Raw genomic sequence first — 18250 nt, forward strand, 5'->3', positions numbered from 1 at the left:
ACCAGGCCCAGGACACAACGGCGGCGTGAACCAAGGGCAAGGGCCCGCGGTTCCCGCCGCTTTTTTATGTCGCGAACAGCCGCCGGTGCCCGGTGCCGGCTCCTAAGTAGGAATGATCCGGAAAAGGAACTTCGTCCGGACCATTACCCACAGCAGCCCCAGCACCGCGGCGTAGGCAGCCGTGTTCAGCAGGACGTTCTCCTGCTGCAGGGCCGGGATGTTCGCCACCACGGCAATCAGCACCACGTGCATGATGAACACGTACAGCGTCGCGCGGCCCAGCGGAATCAGGAACCAGCCCACAGCCCGCTGCACCGGCTTCCAGTACGCGGTGAGGAATGCGTAGGCAGCGACCACCAGGACCAGGACGTTGAGGAGCCGGCCGGGTGCCAGGTAGGTCCGTGCAAAGAGGGCGTCGTAGACCGTCCGGTACAGGGTGTCCGGGACGATGGCCAGCCGGACGTCGAAGCCGTTGGCAAGATAGGGGTTCCCCCAGGACAGGAAAGCCAGCAGGAAGGCAAGCGCCGTGCAGGCGGCCACCACCCATGTCCGCGCCGAAAGCCAGGCGACAATACTGCGCCGGTGGAATCCGGCCACCAGGCCGAGCACGAACAGCACCTGCCACACGAGCAGCGGGAACGAGTCCTCGAACTGCGACGGCAGGAGCCGGAAGCGCGTGGCGGCGCCGACGGCGTAGACCGCCAGGGTGCCGGCCAGCACCCACACGGCCTTGCCCCGGTTGAGGGCAGCAAGAATAAAGGGGCTGGCCAGCAGCAGCACCACGTACAGCCCCATCACGTTGAACTGCCACGGACCGAACTGCAGCAGCAGGATGGCGGGGAGAACCTGGGCCGGCACCGGGAACTGGAAGAGTTGCTCCATTCCTGCATACAGGTCGTAGGTCCGGCCGGCGCCGTCGTGCCCTGCCCCGCCGGTCCCCTGGTCCACGAAGGTGGTTAACGCGTCGATACGGAAAACCGGCAGCAGGGAAGCCAGGAAGACGCCCACGAGGACTATCAGTGCAGTCAGGTAGAGCTTGCCGGCGCGTCGGGACGTCAGGTCCACGACGGTTCCAAAATCGTCTTTCACCCGGGGCCCGTAGACCATCCCCACCACCAGACCGGAGAAGAGGACAAACAGTTCGGCACCCGAAACGAAGCCCACCGCCTCCTGGGTCAGGAGCTGGAACAGGGACGTCATGCCCAGGTGGTTGACCACGACAAACACGATGGCCAGTCCGCGCAGCAGGTCCACGCGCGAATCCCTGCCGGACGGGTCCGTGTAACCCCAAGCTGTTGCGGCGTGAACGCGCCGCGGAATCTGCCAGAGGGCCACCAGGAGGATGACGAGCGCGGCCCCTACTGTCCAGGCGGCAGCCCCGGCCAGCGTGTTGGCCCGGACATAGTCGCTGCCGCCGGTGGACACTTCCGTGACGGGACCGGTCACCAAGGGCGAGGCCTCCAGCCGGTCCAGCGCCGCCCGGGCGATCTCCGGGCTGCCGGTCAGGAGCCAGTCGATGCTGGCCACGCCGGTGTCCCTGGTGCTGGTGCGCTCGTCCCAGACCACCGCGGCCGTCCTGCCAAACTCTGCCGACGTGGCAGTGCCCACCACCTGGTCCCACCAGCCGGTCTTGATCTCAGCCTCGGACGCGCCGCCGGACGCGGGGCTGTAGAAGGCGGCGGTCTGCAGCAGGAACGGCTTGGCCCGCTCCTCGGCATAGGTGGCGTAGAAGTTTTCGCCGCCCGAGGCCGTCAGCATGTCCTCCAGCTCACCGGCGCGCGGAACGGTATTGACTGCGGCGCCACCGGCGGTGTCGTCATGGAAAGCCGTCAGGCCAACCCAGTCCACGGCATCATCACCGGGATAGTACGGTTCGTAGGCGCTGTCAGACCCGTCCCAGGCACCGTCGCCGTTGGTATCGAGCAAGGCGAAACCGTCGCTTCCGCGGGCCGGCGCGTTCCGGTTCCGGTCAAAGGGGTAGTCCTTGCCCAGGTACGGCTCCCAGACCATAACCGTCCGGCCGTCGTCGGAATCCTCAAATGCCGCGGAGACAGCCTGGAACGCCTTCCGGTATTCGGCGGGCTGCTGGCCCCACTCCACCCAGGAGGCGTTCATGTCCGGGGCAAACCGCACCAGCACCTCCCCCTGGAACTGCGCGGTAAGCCGTCTGATTTCACCGGCGAATGACTCGGCAACCGTGGCGTCTATCTGGTCCAGCGGCACCGTGGGCTTGACCGTGAGCATGGCGTGGGCGCCCTGGAGCGAGGACTGTTCAAGGAATCCCCTGATGTCGTTCTGCTCGGAGGAGCGGTAGGGAAAAGCGATGTCGTGTCCATAGACAGCCGGTGACGCTCCCAGCCGCTCGGCAAACCCTGCAGCGGTGTCCTCGCCCCATTCCAGGACGACGCCGAGCAGCGGCTTGCCCGCATCCGGTGCGGGTTCGGCTGCCCGGGCCGCCCCCGCCGGCAGGACCGCAGCCACACAGGCAACAGCAAGCACGGCAAGGAACGCCCAGGCCACGCGAAGACGGCGGGCCAGGGCCGGACGGGTGCGGCGGCAGGGCACGGCTGTTCGCATGTTCAAGGGGACCCCCAGTGCTGATCTTTCATGGCGGGGCGCTGCCCCCAAGAACTGTATCGGGCCGTCCCGCCGGGATGGGAAAGAAAGGCCCGCCCGCCTGCGGTGATACCGCCGTCGGCCGTTCACCGGTGACGGCACCGCGCCGCCGCCTTCGGCAGCGTTTCCGCTTCAGTTACGCAACATGACGACGACGGCGATGCGGCAGCCGGTGCCAGATGTTACGTTTTTGGGGAGTAATGAGTACCGGCGCCAAGCCCTGACTGGCCGGTCGGCAACCCTCCTTCCGCGGCGGGGTGCCTCAGGTGAATACTCGGCATATCGACCGATTCGAGCTGCAAGCGTGAGAGAAGGAGATCCGTCGTGTCCGACGCCCCCGAAGAAAAGTTGTCCTACCGCCTCATCAGCGGCCCGGACAACCGTGAATTCTGTGAGCGGATCTCAACCGCACTCGCCGAAGGCTACGTCCTGCACGGAAGCCCGGCGGCAGCCTTCAACGGCACCAGCGTCATCGTGGCCCAGGCCGTGGTCCTGCCGGCCGCCATCGCATCGGCGGACGCCGCCGTCGCCACCGCTGTTGACGACCTGGAAGCAGCCAACGAGGACCTCGAGTTCGACGGCGAGGGCCACGCATGAGCTACGCAGGAGACCTGACGCCGGAGGAAGCCTGGGCCAAGCTTGAGCAGGGCGCCATCCTGGTGGACGTGCGCACCGAGGGCGAATGGGCGCACATCGGCATTCCGGACACCAAGGCCACGGACAACGATCCACTGTTCATCCAGTGGACATTCCCCGGCGGCATTCCCAACCCGGATTTCCTGAAGGACCTGAGCCAGCAGGCGCCGGAGGATTCCAACACGGAGCTGGTGTTCATCTGCCGCTCCGGCCAGCGCTCCATCTCCGCCGCCATCGCCGCGACGCAGGCCGGCTTCACCTCCTACAACGTCCTGGAGGGGTTCGAAGGCGACCCGGACCGCTACGGCGAACGGACCGTCAATGGCTGGAAGAACCGCGGCCTGCCGACCAACCTGGGAAAGAACTAAGTGACCTTCAATAACGACGCCGCCGGCTGGAGCCCCGACACCCAGGCCGTCCGCGGCGGGCTGGACCGCACCAACTTCCAGGAAACGTCCGAAGCGGTATTCCTGAACTCGGGTTTCGTCTACGAATCCGCCGCTGCTGCGGAACGCGCCTTCACCGGCGAGGATGAGCGCTTCGTCTACTCCCGGTACGGCAACCCCTCCGTGGCGACCTTCCAGGAGCGGCTCCGGCTGCTCGAAGGAACGGAGGCGTGCTTTGCCACCGCGTCCGGCATGTCCGCAGTCTTCACCGCCCTGGGCGCCCTGCTCGCTGCCGGGGACCGCGTGGTGGCCGCCCGTTCGCTCTTTGGTTCCTGCTTCGTCATCCTCAATGAAATCCTGCCGCGGTGGGGCGTGGAGACCGTCTTTGTGGACGGTCCGGACCTGGAGCAGTGGCGCGCCGCCCTGTCCCAGCCCACCACCGCCGTCTTCTTCGAGTCCCCGTCCAACCCGATGCAGGAGATCGTGGACATCGCCGCGGTCAGCGAACTCGCGCACGCTGCCGGGGCCACCGTCGTCGTCGACAACGTCTTTGCCACTCCCCTGCTCCAACGCTGCGGCCAGCTGGGCGCGGACGTCATCGTCTACTCCGGCACCAAGCACATTGACGGCCAGGGCCGGGTGATGGGCGGTGCCATCCTGGGCACCAAGGAGTACATCGAGGGTCCGGTCAAGCAGCTGATGCGCCACACCGGCCCGTCGCTGTCGCCGTTCAACGCGTGGGTGTTGACCAAGGGCCTGGAGACCATGGCGCTGCGTGTCAACCACTCCTCCGCCACCGCCCTCCGGCTCGCCGAATGGCTGGAGCAGCAGCCTGCCGTGAGCTGGGTGAAGTACCCGCTGCTGAAGTCGCACCCGCAGTACGAACTTGCCGCCAGGCAGATGCGCGCCGGCGGCACGGTGCTCACCCTGGAGCTCGCTCCGTCCGGCGGCCGCTCGGGCAAGGAAGCCGCTTTCGCGCTGCTGGACGGGCTGCGGATCATCGATATCTCCAACAACCTGGGCGATTCGAAATCCCTGATCACGCACCCCGCCACCACCACGCACCGTGCGATGGGGCCGGAGGGACGGGCTGCCATCGGCCTCAGCGACGGCGTGGTGCGCCTGTCCGTTGGGCTCGAGGACGCCGACGACCTGATCCGCGACCTCGAACAGGCCCTGAAGCAGATCTAGCTTTCTCCCGGCGAGGCATTGTCCGGCTGGAGCTCCAGCCGGACGTCCACGCTATCGCCCGCCTTGATGCGCGCCTTTTCCCGTACAGCTTTCTTGACGGGAAGCAGGTACGAGCCCATTTTGCTGTCCGGAAAGATGGACGTCAGCCAGCGGTGGCCGCTAATTTCCACCGCGACCTTGACCGAGCCGAAGGCCTTGTTGCTCGCCTCACTTTGCTCTGCAATGTCGTCCGCCACCTCCGGCGGCAGGGTGAGGAAGTGCCAGCCGGCTTCGCCGGGATAGAGCCAAAGCTCGGCATGAAAAGAGTACGACGGCGCCACGCGCCGAGTATGGCACGTGGCCTTCCTTAGCGCCACGGTTACCAACGGGCTAGGCCTGCCGCACCCGCAGCAGGTCTGGAACGGCATCGACTTCCGAGAGGTCCAAGTCGCCGCGCATGGTGACGTTCACCGCATGCCGCACCACGGCGCCGAAGCCCATGTCCTTGGTCGATGGCCCAGACAGCAACCGGTCACGGACCCGGCGCTGCTCGGCTGCCCCTGTGCCGCGGGCGATGATCGCTTCCACGCCTTGCCGCGCCAGGTCGAGCTCACCCTGTTCCTCCAGCACCGGCGCGAGGTACTCCACCAGGGAGCGCACTACCTCGGGCGCGGGGGCCGGCCGGAAGCTTCCAAAGTCCAGCAGCTCCCCACCGAGGCCCCCGCTGCTGGCCTGCCAGGAAGCCATCCTCAGCAGGACAGTCGGGACCGGTACAGGTTCCACGCCTTCCCGCCACTCCCGGCCGGCGGTCTCCACTAGGGCACGGACCAGGACCGCGAGGAGGGCCGCATCCTCGGCCCGCAGGCAGACGTCGGCCACCCGCACCTCCACGGTGGGATGGTTGCGGGACAGCCGGGCGTCGAAATAGATCATCCCTTCGTCCAGCATCACGCCCGTGTCCAGCAGCCTGGTGACCAGCCGGCGGTAGGCGGCGTAGGTGCCGTAGATGCCCGCCGGCCCCGCCGTCGGCCAGCGGTTCCACGCCTGGGTCCGGTAGCTTTCAAAACCGGTCTCCAGCCCGTTCCAGAACGGCGAGTTGGCGCTGAGCGCCGTCAGCACGGCCAGTTTGTCGCGGATGCGGTCAAGCACCGCCACGCCTTCTTCGGGTGATTCCACAAAGGTGTGGACATGGAAGCCGCACGTCAGCTGCTCCTGGGCGGTCAGCCCGAAGCGTTCCAGCATCCTGGCGTAGCGCGGATCAGGAGTGGTGTGGCTGTTCAGGCCCAGCGGCGAGGTGGCCAGCGCGGCGACGCGGGCGTTGTGTTTCTTCGCGGCCTGGTCTGCGAGCAACCGTCCGGCCCTGATCTGGTCCAACAGGCTTCCGGAGTCAAGGCAGGGCCGGGTCTGGGTCTCAATCTGCTCAAGCTTCAGTTCGGCACTCAGGCCCGTCTCGTCGTCGTCATAGACCGTTTTGTCCTCGGTCTCAAGCGCACGCGGATCCTGGGCGGAATCGTCGGCAGCCACCCGGCGGCCGGACAGAAGCGCGTCGGCCAGCGCCAGCGGCTCCCCGGTCTCCGGATCAACAATCAGCAGCTCTTCCTCCACGCCGAATGTACGCATATTGACATTCTGCGGCAGCGGGAACGTATTTGAAGCGGCCCTGCCGTTCATGACGAAGCATTAATGCTCAATCCTGGAAGTACTCCACCTTGGCGCCGATGGTGTTCAGCCGCTCCGCCAGGTCCTCATACCCGCGCTCGATGACGTAGATGTTCCGCAGTTCGGACACCCCGCGGGCCGCGAGCATGGCCAGCAGCAGGCACGCTGCCGGCCGCAGTGCCGGCGGGCACCCGACTTCGGCCGCGCGCCACTTGGTGGGCCCGTTGACATAGATGCGGTGCGGATCCAACAGCTGCACCTGGGCCCCCAGCCGGTTCAGCTCCGTCAGGTAGATGGCACGGTTTTCGTAGACCCAGTCGTGGATCATGGTCTGGCCTGTCGCATTGGCTGCTATCACGGCGAAGAACGGCAGATTGTCGATGTTGAGGCCGGGGAACGGCATGGGGTGGATTTTGTCTTCGGGTGCATGCAGCTCCGACGGCTTGGTGGTGACGTCCACCAGGCGGGTCCGGCCGTTGCGCGCCATGTACTCGCCTGAAATTTCCAGTTGCTGCCCCATCTGGCCCAGCGTGGCAAGCTCAATCTCCATGAACTCGATGGGCACGCGGCGGACTGTGACCTCGGAATTTGTGACGATGCCGGCGGTGATGAGGCTCATGGCCTCAATGGGGTCCTCCGAGGGGAAGTACTCGATGTCCGCATTGATAACGGGCTTGCCCGTGATGCTGAGGGTAGTGGTTCCCACGCCGTCGATGGTCACGCCAAGCATCTGCAGGTAGAAGCAGAGGTCCTGGACCATGTAGTTGGGGCTGGCGTTGCGGATGACCGTGGTTCCCTCGCGGTGCGCGGCGGCCATGATGGCATTTTCGGTGACGGTATCGCCGCGCTCGGTGAGGACGAAGGAACGGTCCTGGGCATCCGCCGGCGGCGCCTGGATGGCGTAGAAGCCCGCCGTGGCCTCCACCGAAAGCCCGAACTGGCGCAGGGCCTGCATGTGCGGCTCAACCGTGCGGGTCCCCAGATCGCAACCCCCGGCATACGGAAGCCGGTATTCCTCCGTCTCATCCAGCAGCGGACCCAGCAGCATGATGACGCTGCGGGTCCGGCGCGCGGCATCCACGTCCATGGCCTCAAGGTCCAGGACGGCCGGCCGGCGGAGCCGCAGGTCGGTATCGTTCAGCCACGTGCACTCCACACCGATGCTGGTTAGGACCTCCACGATCCGGTTGACTTCCTCAATCCGGGCCAGGCGGCGGAGCACGGTGGTGCCGCGGTTGATCAGGCTGGCGCAGAGCAGGGCGACGCCGGCGTTCTTGCTGCTGTTGACGTCGACGGCGCCGGAGAGGGTCCGCCCGCCCTCCACGCGCAGGTGCGTCATCTGCGGCTTGCCCACGTTGACGATGCTCCGGTCGAAGATGCTTTCCAGGCGCTGGATCATCTTCAGGCTCAGGTTTTGCTTTCCCTGCTCCATCCGGGCCACTGCGCTCTGGCTGGTTCCCAGCTCGGCAGCCAGCTGGCCCTGGGTCCAGCCCTTCTCGGTCCGGGCATCCCTCAGCATGGCGGCAACGTGCTCAGTGGTTTCCTGCGTCATGCCAGAAATATATCATAAATGAGTTATTCGGCGTCATCACAGCCGCGTAACGCCCCTCCCAGGCCAAACCCTACCCGCTTTATGCGATAGAAACCTTGATGGAAACAACCTCCATTCTTGAGCATCAGCTGCTTGTTCCGTCGGCACCCCGGCGGGAGACTGGAAGTAACGTTCCTTCCCCGGCATCAAGGAAAGGCGCAATGCTCCGGCACCATGCCCGCCCGTTCCCGTTCAGGCTTGCCTGGCTGCTGGCGGCAGCCGTCCTGCTGGCCGTAGCGGGTCCTGCTTCCGCGGCGCCCTCCCCGGGCGAGGGCGGCCAGTCCCTGCTCGGCAACGACGTGTCATGGCCGCAGTGCAACAAGGATCTGCCTAAGGGGCAGGCTTTCGGGATCGTCGGCGTCAACAACGGGTTGGCGAACACCACCAACCCCTGCCTGGACGAACAACTTGAGTGGGCAGCCGCTTCCCCCGGCCTGCCTGGCCAGCCAGCGGTGTCGCTGTATGTCAATACCGCGAACCCGGGAAGCTCCGGCTCCTGGTGGCCGGACAGCGACGAATACCCCATCGGGCGGCAGGTCCACAACCCCTACGGCCCCTGCAGGGAGGGCGACTACGGCAAGGCCTGCGCCTACATGTACGGCTGGGCGAAGGCCTACGACGACGCCTACATCCGGGGAATCACTAATCCCGCCGACTATGTCTGGTGGCTCGACGTGGAGACCGAAAACAGCTGGTCCGGCGACAAGGACGCCAACCGCGCCGTCCTGGAGGGCATGACGGACTTCTTCCACAGCATCAACGTCAAGGGAGTGGGCATCTACTCCACGTCCCTGCAGTGGGGCCGGATCGTTGGCAACGTCAGCAACACCAGCAACCTGTACCGATTGCCGAGCTGGCTGGCCGGCGCCCGCAGCGCGTACCGGGCGGCCGGCGCGTGCCTAAACGCACCGCTGACGGGTGGGGGTACCGTGGTCCTGACCCAGTTCGTGGCGCGGGGCTTCGACTACAACCATGCCTGCACGCCGGAACCCTAGCTTCCCAGCCACACCATGTTCCAGGTGCCGGCAGACACGGCCGCCACCACTGCGAGTCCTGCCATGAGCAGGCCGCCCGCCAGCACCCACGCATCCAGCGCACTGTAGGTTGAGGCGCGGGCCCAGGTTCGGGTCCCGCCGCCAAATCCACGCGCTTCCATGGTGACTGCCAGCCTCGACGCCCGCCGGATGGCCTGAACCAGGAGGCCGAAGCTTTGCCCCAGGGTGGCTTTCGCCCGCTGCAGTACGTTGCCGCGCGACCCCACGCCGCGCGCGCGGCGTGCCATGCCAATGGTTTGCCACTCCTCCGCCAGCAGGCCCACCAGGCGCATGGCGGCCAGGGTGCCCAGCACGAACCGGTGCGGCAGGCGGGCCTTCTGGGCCAGCGCGTCCGCGAGATCGGTGGGATCGGTGCAGCTCATCAGCAGCACCGCCGGCAGCGCAATCGCGAGCCCGCGGAGCATGAACCCGAGCCCCGTCTCCAGGGACCCTTCGCTCATGGTCCAGATGCCGACGTCGATCAGCGTCCTTCCGCTGTCCGGCGCGAGGATTGAGGTGCTCCAGCCGCCCACGGCGGCGGCGAGGATCAGCGGCCACCCGCGCTGCCAGAGCAGCGCGAGCGTGAGCCCGGCAAGCGGGAACAGCAGGACCTCGAATGCCAGCGCCACCGAAGCGGACACCCAGTCGATGGAAAGCGCCAGGACCACGGTGATCAGGAGGACGGCGGCCAGCTTGCTGAGCGGATTGGCGCGGGTCAGCAGGGCGTTGTTGCCGCGCAGGTGCAGTTCCTGCCTCACAGGGCTACCTTTTCCGCCGCGGCCAACTTCAGCTCGGTTCCGCCCAGGGCGGCGGTGAACTCGGCGTCGTGGGTCACGGACACCACGGCGGTGCCGGAGTCCAGGAGCTCGGAGAGGAAGGACGCCAGCTCAGCCCAGGTGTTGGCGTCCTGGCCGAATGTGGGCTCATCCAGGACCAGGACCTGCGGGCTGGCCGCCAGGACGGTTGCCACCGAGAGCCGCCGCTTCTCCCCGCCCGAGAGGGTGTAGGGATTGGCATCCACCAGGGGCGTGAGCCTCAGCCGCTCCAGCAGCTCGTCAACGCGGTCCTCGCCGTGGCCCAGATGGTGCGGGCCAAACAGCAGCTCATCATGCACCCTGCCGGTGACAAACTGGTGTTCCGGCTCCTGGAACACCGTGCCTATCCGCTCGATCAGTTGCTCGGCCCTCCACCTGAAGGGGTCGATTCCCGCGCCCCGGCTGAGGCGGGTTGTTGCCGAGATCTTGCCCGCAACCGGCTCCAGCAGCCCCGCGAGGGTCAGTGCAAAGGTGGACTTACCGGCACCGTTGGGCCCGGTGATGGCAAGCGCCTGCCCGGCCCGTACCTGCGCGGTGATGTCCTCCTGCACCGGAAGCGGCTGGATTTTCCGGAATCCGCTGCGGCGCGGGCGTTCCCGGGAGACAGCCACTTTCTCCGCGGCCAGCATCAGGTCTCCCGCGCCCGGACAGGTGGCGTCTGTGCGGGGACGGGTGGCCGGCACGTAGCCGGGCACCCACACCCCTGCGGCGGCCAGCATGGTGCGGGCCTCGTCCAGGACCCGGTCCGGCGGACCTTCCAGGAGGACGCCAGAATCGGCGGCTGAGCCTGGTTGCAGGACCACGATCCGGTCCACCAGGTCCTTCCACACCGACACCCGGTGCTCCACCACCACCAGCGTGGCACCGGTCTTGTCCAGGCAGCGAGCCACGGCGTCCCGGACCTCCAGCACCCCGGCCGGATCGAGGTTGGCGGTGGGTTCGTCCAGCAGGATCAGCCCGGGCCGCATCGCCAGGATGCCTGCCAGCGCAAGCCGCTGTTTCTGCCCGCCGGACAGCGCCGACGTCGGATGGTCCAGCGGCAGGTGGGACAGCCCGACGTCGGCGAGCGCCTCGTGCACTCGGGTCCAGATGGCGTCGCGGGGGACGGCGAGGTTCTCCGCGCCGAACGCGACGTCGTCCCCGACCCTGGAGAGGACCACCTGGGTTTCGGGGTCCTGCTGCATCAGTCCGGCCCGTCCGCGCTGCCCCCGGGGGGACCCGCCGTCGACGAGCAGTGAACCTGACTCGTCGGAGTCGCCGGCCTCGCCGTCGTCGTTCACATCGCCCAGGACCCCGGCGAGGGCGTGCAGCAGCGTGGACTTGCCGGCGCCCGAGGGTCCGAGCAGCAGGACGCGCTCCCCCGGTGAGATGTCCAGGTCAAGGGCGTGGACGGCGGGCTTGGCACGCCCTGCATGCCGCCAGCCCCAGCCACGCGCCGTGACTGCGGCCGGCCGCACCGCCCCGGCCGTGCCGTGGTGGGTAGGTGCCTGCATCAGGAGAAGACAGGCTCCGTTGCTGCCTTGCGGGAAGCGAAGGAGCTCAGGACCCCGGTCCTGGCCAGGCCGCGGGTGGCGATCCAGGACAGGGCACCGGCGATGATCGCGCCGGAGATGGCGGTGAAGATGATGTAGGCCAGCTTGTCACCGCCGGAGTACGCGATGTTCCAGCCCCACGGCGCGAAGGAATCGTTCAGGCCGCAGAACAGGCCCGCGGCAGCACCGGCCAGCAGCGACACCGGCAGGTTGAACTTCTTGTAGACGAAAATCGCGAAGATGATTTCGGCGCCCAGGCCCTGGACGAAGCCGGAGAACAGCACGGACGCGCCGTACTGTGAGCCCATCAGGAGCTCACCGGTGGCTGCCACGGTCTCGCAGAACAGCGCAGCGCCGGGCTTGCGGATGATCAGCATGCCCAGCACTGCCGGGATCATCCAGCCGCCGGCGATCAGGCCGGTGAGGGGCGGGTAGACGGCGTTCATCGGGCCGGATACCGCGGCCGCGCCCTGGGACCAGGCCCAGAAAATCACGCCGCCGGCGATAGCGATCAGGGCCGCCACCACGATGTCCACGACGCGCCAGGACTTGCTGGTGGTCTTCTTGATTGCTGCAGTGCTCATGAAAAAAATCCTCCTGGGAAACAGGAGGGGAAAGCACGGCAGACGGCACTTCGCCGCTGCCGGACTTCGAGAACTCGACTCCCTTGCGCCGGTACTAACCGGATCAGGTTCGAGGGTCTGCGGCTGTCCGCACTCTCAGCGCCCACCTGCGGTTCCCGGCCATGCGGGCCCGACGGCGGCGCTCCCCTGTCGTTATGTGTTGCTTGCTTGAATAATGCATTGGATTGCCCTGTTGGGCGTGGTCCAGTTTACACCGGGACAGGGGTAGATTGTGGGCCATGACTGCCAATCCGCCGCATGTGACTGAGTTCGATCCAGACTCCGATTCCGCCCAGCCGGAGGGATCCCTGCAGGTCCTCATCGGCCGCGTCGAGGGTGAAATCCATGAACTCCAGTTTCCGGGCTTCTCCATGGATGATGCGCTCAACCTTGGCCTCCTCCTGGTGGAGCTGGGCAAGGAGCGCGGCCTGCCCATCGCTATCGACATCACCAAGGGCGAACAGGTCCTCTTCCATGTGGCATTGCCGGGCGCCACGCCGGACAACGAACACTGGATCCGCGCGAAGCAACGGACAGCCGCACGGTACGAAGTGCCTTCCCTGCTGGTGGGGCTGCGCGGGCGGCTGCGCGGAGGCAGGATCGAGGACGAGGGCTGGTTCGACCAGACCCGCTACGCGGCACATGGCGGGTCTTTCCCTGTCTATGTGACGGGCGTGGGAGCGGTGGCCACCGTCACCGTGTCCGGGCTGCCGCAGGTGCAGGACCACGACCTGGTGGTGGAGGCCATGCGTGAGGTGTTGCGGTCGACCGGGGCTGACGGGGCACCATGACCGGCACTCCCGCTGACAATCCCGTCCGGGCGGCGGTGGACAAGGCCGAAGACGAGATGATCTTCATCGGCCCGGACCATCCCTACTATCCCCTGCTGGCCGAGCTGGTGTCCGCCGTCGGCAAGGCCTGGCAGCAGGGGTATGAGCAGGGCCGCAGCGGCGGGCACCACCCGAACCCCTACACTTGGACCGGGCTGGCCTGACGGGTTTCCAGCTGCCGGCGGGGAAACAAAGCCTGCTTAGCTTTTATTAGTAATCATGCTTACTATGTTGTTTCCACCGCGTACGAGGAGTCCAGGACATGGCAGTCAGCACCCGCCCACCGGGCGTCCGAACCGCGCTGCAGTGGTCCACGCTGGCTGTTGCCGGCATCTTCCTGTTCGCCGGCATCCTTGGATTCGTTCCGGGTATCACCAGCAACTACGGCTCCCTCGACTTTGCCGGCCCCGGTTCAGAGGCCCTTTTGCTGGGTACGTTCCAAGTGTCCGTCCTCCACAATCTTGTCCACCTCCTCTTCGGCGCCGCCGGAGTGTTCATGGCACGCACCCACCGGCAGGCCCGGAACTTCCTTATATACGGCGGCGTCATCTACTTGGTCCTCTGGCTGTACGGACTGCTCATCGGGGACGACACCCCCGCGAACTTCATCCCGGAAAACTATGCGGACAACTGGCTGCACCTCATTTTGGGGCTGGCCATGATCACGCTTGCGGTCCTCCTCTCCCCGCGGACCACGCCGGCGGACAGCCGGAAATCCTGACCACACCCACCGGCCGCCAGCGCAGACGGCACGGTCACAACCCGAGACCTAGGAGCAACCCATGCGAATCCCGGAACCCCGAGGCCCCATCAGCAGCACGCTGTTCAACGTACTTGCAGGCGCGCCTGGAGGCTCCGTCGAATCATTGGCCGGGCTGCGGGAGCTCGCCTCGAACCGGCTGGCCGAAACCGTGGACATCATCGGCGACGACGATGCCCAGCTGGCCCTTTTCTGCCTGTACGAGCTGCACTACTCCGGGCTGGACGGCGTCACGGACCACTGGGAATGGGATGCCGGGCTGATCCAGGTCCGGCAGATCCTGGAAAAGCCGTTCGAAGCGGCCCTTCGGGCGGCGGCCGCCGAGGCTGCCGGAGAGCTGGAACTTCCGGGGGAGCTCACCAGCGACGCGGTGGCGGATGTGCTGTTCGGCTTGGCCGGCAGGGACACCGGCCCCAGCGTCTCCCGCTATGTGGCCAAGAAGGCCAGCCTGGACCAGCTCAAGGAGTTCCTGATCCACAAGTCCGTGTACCAGCTGAAGGAGGCGGATCCGCACACCTGGGCGATCCCCCGCCTCAGCGGCCGGGCGAAGGCTGCCTTGGTGGAAATCCAGGCCGACGAGTACGGCGGCGGCCGCCCGGACCGAATGCACAGTGCCCTTTTCGCCCGCACCATGCGGGGCCTGGGGATGGACGACTCCTACGGCGCGTACGTTGACGCCGTCCCGGCGGTTTCCCTGGCGGCCGTCAACCTGATGTCCCTGTGCGGGCTGAACCGGCGGCTCCGCGGCGCCATCACCGGACACCTGGCCATCTACGAGATGACGTCTTCGCAGCCCAACCGCTTCTATGGCAACGGCTTCCGCCGGCACGGCTTCGATGCCAGCGTCACCCACTACTTCGACGAACATGTGGAAGCCGATGCGGTCCACGAGCAGATCGCGGGCCGCGACCTTGCCGGCGGGCTGGTGGAAGCCGAGCCGGAGCTGCTGGACGACGTCCTGTTTGGGGCAACGGCAGTCATGGCCATCGACAGCAGGCTGTCCGCCCACCTTCTTGACTCCTGGGAAGGCGGCCGCTCCTCGCTCAGGGCGGCAGTTCCGGCGGCAGCGTGACCTCCCCGGCCAGCGGAGGATCCGCCGCACGGCTCCCCGCGGAGTACATCCTTCCCCTGCGCTGGACAGATGACACCGGACTCGCCGACCTGGTGGACTACCTGCAGCGCCTGGTGGCCTGGATCCCGGTCACGGTGGTGGACGGCTCCGGCCCGGACCTGTTTGCGCGCCACCGGGAGCAGTTTCCGCCGCAGGTGCGCCACATCCGCCCTGCGGGCTGGACGGAGTCGGGCAGCGGCACGCCGCAGGGCAACGGGAAGGTCGCGGGCGTCGTGACAGGCGTGTGCGAAGCCAGGGCGGAACTGCTGGTGCTGGCCGACGACGACGTCCGATACACGCGCGGGTCCCTCGCCGCCGTCGTTGACCACCTCGGGTCGGCGGACGTGGTGCGGCCGCAGAACTACTTTGACCCGCTGCCCTGGCATGCCTTGTGGGACACTTCCCGGTCACTCATCAACCGGGCATGGGCCGCGGACTTTCCCGGAACATTGGGGCTGCGCCGCAGTGCCCTCCTGGCCACGGACGGCTATGAGCCCGTCCTGTTCGAAAACCTGGAGCTGATCCGCACGGTCGAGGCCGCCGGCGGACGGGAGCGGATCGTTCCGGGCCTTTACATCGCCCGAAGGCCGCCCAAAGCCAGGCACTTCCTCAAGCAGCGCCTCCGCCAGGCCTACGACGATTTTGCTCAGCCCCGGCGCCTGGCCGCGGAACTCGCCCTGCTTCCGGCCATCATCGGGGCAGCCGCCCTCCCCCGGCGGGCACGCACCGCGGCGCTTGCGGGACTGGCGGCCGCGGCGGTGGCCACAGCCGAGACCGGACGCCGGCGCCACGGCGGTACGGCCGTGTTTCCCTTGCCCGCGGTGTGCTTCGCGCCGCTGTGGGCGACGGAGCGGGCCGTTAGCATCTGGGGCGCCCTCGCGCTCCGGCTGATGGGAGGCGTCCCCTATGCGGGTGCCAGGATCCGCACGGCCGCCCATTCGAAAGCCGTTCTCCAGCGCAGGCATCACGGGAAGCTGCAGGCCTTCCGGCAACAAGCGACGGCACCAAACCTGAAGGAGCAGCAATGAACCAGGACCAGCCCGATAGCTCCATCGTGGTATGCCCGGATGGGCCACTCATCGTCCGGGGGGATTTCGAGATCGTCACGCCCTCAGGCGAGCCGGTCCCGCGCGAACGGAAAACGGTGGCCCTGTGCCGGTGCGGGGCTTCGGCGATCAAGCCGTACTGCGACGGCACCCACAAGATGATCAAGTTCCGGACTGAGCCACGTGATTGACTCCTAGGCTGTGCAACACAAGGATGGGTTCTTGGAAAGCGTTTTCTGATTCTCGAGGAGCGTGAGCGCTTGCACCGCCAGCAGGCCGTCATAGACCGTAAAGCACTGGTGCGCCGCCACAATGTGGAGCAGCGCACCCTCGATCCCCGCAGCCCCGTTTCCGTAGGCAACGGGGAATTCTGCTTCACTATGGACCTGACTGGCCTGCAGTCCCTGCCCGCCCGGTATCCGGTAGCCGCACGGGACGGGCTGCCGTCCGGCACCCTGCTGGGGACGCAGTCACAATGGGGCTGGCATTCCATTCCGCCTGTGCAGGACTACACGCTGGCCGGTTCAACGGCCCTTTACGATTCACCCCGCGGCCCCGTGCGGTACGTGGACATGGTGGGCGGAATCGTGGACGGGCGGGACACCGGCGCGTCGGAGAGCGAGGCCTGGTTGCGGGCCAACCCGCACCGGCTGGACCTCGGGCGGATCGCCTTCATCCTGCCGGAGCGCGACGATCCGGGGCTGGCAGCGGATGACATCGCCGATGCCAGGCAGATCCTTGACCTCTGGACCGGCACGGCTGCCAGCAACTTCACGCTACGCGGCCGTCCGGTGACGGTGGGCACCGCCTGCCACCCCGGCAGGGATGAGCTCGGCTTCCGGATTGAGTCCGCCGCCCTGCAGCACGGCCTGGCCGTCTCGCTGGCCTTTCCGTACGGTTCCGGGGCCTGGCACGATGCCGCCGACTGGTCCTGCCCCGACGCCCACACCACACGGCTGGCGGAGCTGCCGGCCGACGGCGGCGGCCGGCAGTGGATCATCACCCGGAACCTGGACGGGTCCGCCTACCGGGTGCACGTCATAGGCAGCGGCCTGGAACTGGAGCAGACCAGCCCGCACACCGTCCTGATCCGGGCAGCGGAGGGACAGGAAGTCCTGGATTTCAGCGTCCACTTCATGAGCACCGGCACGGGTAACTGCCTGCCCCGCGGCGCCGGAGGCATCCGGGGCACCAGCCACGGGGAGGAGGCACCACCTGGTTCCGGGGCCGGCACCGCCGTCATCCAGGCCTCCCGCACGGCGTGGCCGGAATTCTGGAAGTCCGGCGCCGCCGTCGAACTTTCCGCGCCCGGCGATCCGCGCGCGGCGGAGATCGAACGCCGGGTGGTCCTCTCCCAGTACCTCACCGCCATCAACTGCTCCGGCTCCCTACCGCCGCAGGAAACAGGACTGGTCTGCAACTCCTGGCGCGGACGCTTCCACCTCGAGATGCACTGGTGGCACGCCGCCCACTTCGCAGCCTGGAACCGGACGCGGCTCCTGCTGCCCGCGCTGCGCTGGTACGCCTCCGTCCTAAAGCCCGCCCGGCAGACGGCGAAGGCCCAGGGGTTCGACGGCGTCCGCTGGCCCAAGCAGGTGGGGCCGGACGGGCGCGAGAGCCCCAGCCCCATCGGCACCTTCCTCATCTGGCAGCAGCCGCATCCCATCTACCTCGCGGAACTGGCCTACCGGGCAGAGCCATCGCGGGACCTGCTGGAGGAGTTCGCGGAAATTGTGTTCGACAGCGCCGAGTTCATGGCCGGCTTCGCGCATCCTACCGCCCGTGGCTACGGGCTGGGCCCGCCACTGGTTCCTGCCCAGGAGAGCTACGAATCCACCAGGACCACTGCCAGCAACCCCACGTTCGAGCTCGCCTACTGGCAGTGGGCCCTGCGCATAGCCAACATGTGGCGGAAGCGGCTGGGGCTGCCGCCCCGGGAGAAGTGGGCGGCCGTGGCCGACGGGATGGCCAGCCCCACAGTGGTGGACGGTGTGTACGCGGCCATCGGCGTGGAGCCGTACACCATCCGTACCGACCACCCCTCCATGCTCTGCGCGCTGGGTGTGCTGCCGCAGACGGACATCATCGATCCCGCCATCATGCGCAAAACCCTGGCCAGTGTCCTGGCCGACTGGGACTGGGACAGCACCTGGGGCTGGGACTATCCGGTGATGGCCATGACCGCCGCCAGGCTGGAGGACCCGGAGACCGCCGTCGACGCCCTCCTGCTGGACGCTGCGAAGAACGTGGTGCTGCCCAACGGCCACAACCGGCAGACGGAGTCGCTGCCGCTGTACCTGCCGGGCAACGGCGGGCTGCTGTCGGCCGTTGCGTTGATGGCTGCGGGCTGGGACGGGGGCCCGGCCCGGGATGCGCCCGGTTTTCCGCCGCACTGGACCGTCAGCTGGGAAGGCCTGGTCCGGGCGCCCTGACGTTAGGCT

Annotated in this window: 18 protein-coding genes and 2 riboswitches; of the genes, 11 read left to right on the plus strand and 7 right to left on the minus strand. The window is 67.3% G+C overall.

Annotated features, from left to right (window positions below; translation table 11 throughout):
* Positions 1-102: 102 nt before the first annotated feature.
* Complete coding sequence (opgC, locus tag AC5RUO_RS18380) at positions 103-2577, minus strand: OpgC domain-containing protein (RefSeq protein WP_494104297.1); 2475 nt, start codon at positions 2575-2577, stop codon at positions 103-105.
* Positions 2578-2812: 235 nt separating this feature from the next.
* Positions 2813-2927: riboswitch (SAM riboswitch) on the plus strand.
* A 13-nt stretch (positions 2928-2940) separates the two neighbouring features.
* Here opgC and AC5RUO_RS18385 point away from each other — a divergent pair.
* The 3 genes from AC5RUO_RS18385 to AC5RUO_RS18395 are packed head-to-tail and all read left to right on the plus strand — an operon-like array spanning position 2941 to position 4829.
* Positions 2941-3213 (plus strand): DUF1737 domain-containing protein, encoded by a 273-nt coding sequence (locus AC5RUO_RS18385; protein WP_009357403.1) that lies wholly within the window; start codon positions 2941-2943, stop codon positions 3211-3213.
* Positions 3210-3620 carry a rhodanese-like domain-containing protein gene (locus AC5RUO_RS18390; RefSeq protein ID WP_479772852.1) on the plus strand — a complete coding sequence of 137 codons (411 nt, stop codon included), beginning with the start codon at positions 3210-3212 and terminating at the stop codon, positions 3618-3620. Before AC5RUO_RS18385 ends, AC5RUO_RS18390 begins: the two co-directional genes overlap by 4 nt.
* Positions 3621-4829: an O-succinylhomoserine sulfhydrylase gene (locus AC5RUO_RS18395; RefSeq protein WP_494009852.1), complete on the plus strand. Its 1209-nt coding sequence runs from the start codon at positions 3621-3623 to the stop codon at positions 4827-4829.
* On the opposite strand, the gene AC5RUO_RS18400 is transcribed toward AC5RUO_RS18395, so the two are convergent.
* From AC5RUO_RS18400 to AC5RUO_RS18410, 3 genes are all read right to left on the minus strand, one after another.
* Positions 4826-5149, minus strand: a complete 324-nt coding sequence (locus AC5RUO_RS18400; protein ID WP_494009853.1) for a DUF1905 domain-containing protein — start codon at positions 5147-5149, stop codon at positions 4826-4828. The genes AC5RUO_RS18395 and AC5RUO_RS18400 overlap by 4 nt on opposite strands.
* Positions 5150-5198: 49 nt before the next feature.
* Positions 5199-6428, minus strand: a complete 1230-nt coding sequence (locus AC5RUO_RS18405; RefSeq protein ID WP_494009854.1) for a glutamate--cysteine ligase 2 — start codon at positions 6426-6428, stop codon at positions 5199-5201.
* Between the two features lie 67 nt (positions 6429-6495).
* Positions 6496-8019, minus strand: a complete 1524-nt coding sequence (locus AC5RUO_RS18410) for a UDP-N-acetylglucosamine 1-carboxyvinyltransferase (protein WP_494009855.1) — start codon at positions 8017-8019, stop codon at positions 6496-6498.
* A 200-nt stretch (positions 8020-8219) separates the two neighbouring features.
* Between AC5RUO_RS18410 and AC5RUO_RS18415 the strand changes: the two genes are divergently transcribed.
* Positions 8220-9053: a glycoside hydrolase family 25 domain-containing protein gene (locus tag AC5RUO_RS18415; RefSeq protein WP_494104273.1), complete on the plus strand. Its 834-nt coding sequence runs from the start codon at positions 8220-8222 to the stop codon at positions 9051-9053.
* Here AC5RUO_RS18415 and AC5RUO_RS18420 read toward each other — a convergent pair.
* The 3 genes from AC5RUO_RS18420 to AC5RUO_RS18430 are packed head-to-tail and all read right to left on the minus strand — an operon-like array spanning position 9050 to position 12023.
* Positions 9050-9850: an energy-coupling factor transporter transmembrane component T family protein gene (locus AC5RUO_RS18420; RefSeq protein ID WP_494104274.1), complete on the minus strand. Its 801-nt coding sequence runs from the start codon at positions 9848-9850 to the stop codon at positions 9050-9052. The genes AC5RUO_RS18415 and AC5RUO_RS18420 overlap by 4 nt on opposite strands.
* Complete coding sequence (locus tag AC5RUO_RS18425) at positions 9847-11400, minus strand: ABC transporter ATP-binding protein (protein ID WP_494104275.1); 1554 nt, start codon at positions 11398-11400, stop codon at positions 9847-9849. The genes AC5RUO_RS18420 and AC5RUO_RS18425 overlap by 4 nt, the downstream gene beginning before the upstream one ends.
* A complete protein-coding gene (locus AC5RUO_RS18430) occupies positions 11400-12023 on the minus strand; it encodes an ECF transporter S component (protein WP_494009859.1) in 624 nt (207 codons plus the stop codon). Before AC5RUO_RS18430 ends, AC5RUO_RS18425 begins: the two co-directional genes overlap by 1 nt.
* 62 nt (positions 12024-12085) lie before the next feature.
* A riboswitch (TPP riboswitch) is annotated at positions 12086-12221 on the minus strand.
* Between the two features lie 80 nt (positions 12222-12301).
* On the opposite strand from AC5RUO_RS18430, the gene AC5RUO_RS18435 reads away from it, so the two are divergent.
* The 7 genes from AC5RUO_RS18435 to AC5RUO_RS18465 all read left to right on the plus strand — a co-directional run bounded on the left by AC5RUO_RS18435 (position 12302) and on the right by AC5RUO_RS18465 (position 18241).
* Complete coding sequence (locus AC5RUO_RS18435) at positions 12302-12853, plus strand: heme-degrading domain-containing protein (RefSeq protein ID WP_494009860.1); 552 nt, start codon at positions 12302-12304, stop codon at positions 12851-12853.
* Positions 12850-13056 carry a hypothetical protein gene (locus AC5RUO_RS18440; RefSeq protein WP_494009861.1) on the plus strand — a complete coding sequence of 69 codons (207 nt, stop codon included), beginning with the start codon at positions 12850-12852 and terminating at the stop codon, positions 13054-13056. The genes AC5RUO_RS18435 and AC5RUO_RS18440 overlap by 4 nt, the downstream gene beginning before the upstream one ends.
* A 98-nt stretch (positions 13057-13154) precedes the next feature.
* Positions 13155-13613, plus strand: coding sequence for a DUF4383 domain-containing protein (locus AC5RUO_RS18445; RefSeq protein ID WP_494104276.1), 459 nt, complete (start codon positions 13155-13157; stop codon positions 13611-13613).
* 61 nt (positions 13614-13674) lie between these two features.
* Entirely contained in the window at positions 13675-14724 is a 1050-nt protein-coding gene (locus tag AC5RUO_RS18450; RefSeq protein ID WP_494009863.1) for an iron-containing redox enzyme family protein, read from the plus strand.
* On the plus strand, positions 14721-15791 hold the full coding sequence (locus AC5RUO_RS18455; protein ID WP_494104277.1) for a glycosyltransferase family 2 protein: 1071 nt from the start codon (positions 14721-14723) through the stop codon (positions 15789-15791). Before AC5RUO_RS18450 ends, AC5RUO_RS18455 begins: the two co-directional genes overlap by 4 nt.
* Entirely contained in the window at positions 15788-16000 is a 213-nt protein-coding gene (locus tag AC5RUO_RS18460; protein ID WP_494009865.1) for a CDGSH iron-sulfur domain-containing protein, read from the plus strand. The genes AC5RUO_RS18455 and AC5RUO_RS18460 overlap by 4 nt, the downstream gene beginning before the upstream one ends.
* Positions 16001-16069: 69 nt before the next feature.
* Entirely contained in the window at positions 16070-18241 is a 2172-nt protein-coding gene (locus AC5RUO_RS18465) for a hypothetical protein (RefSeq protein WP_494104278.1), read from the plus strand.
* The last annotated feature ends 9 nt before the right edge of the window (positions 18242-18250 follow it).

The organism is Arthrobacter sp. Y3221087 (assembly GCF_059089905.1).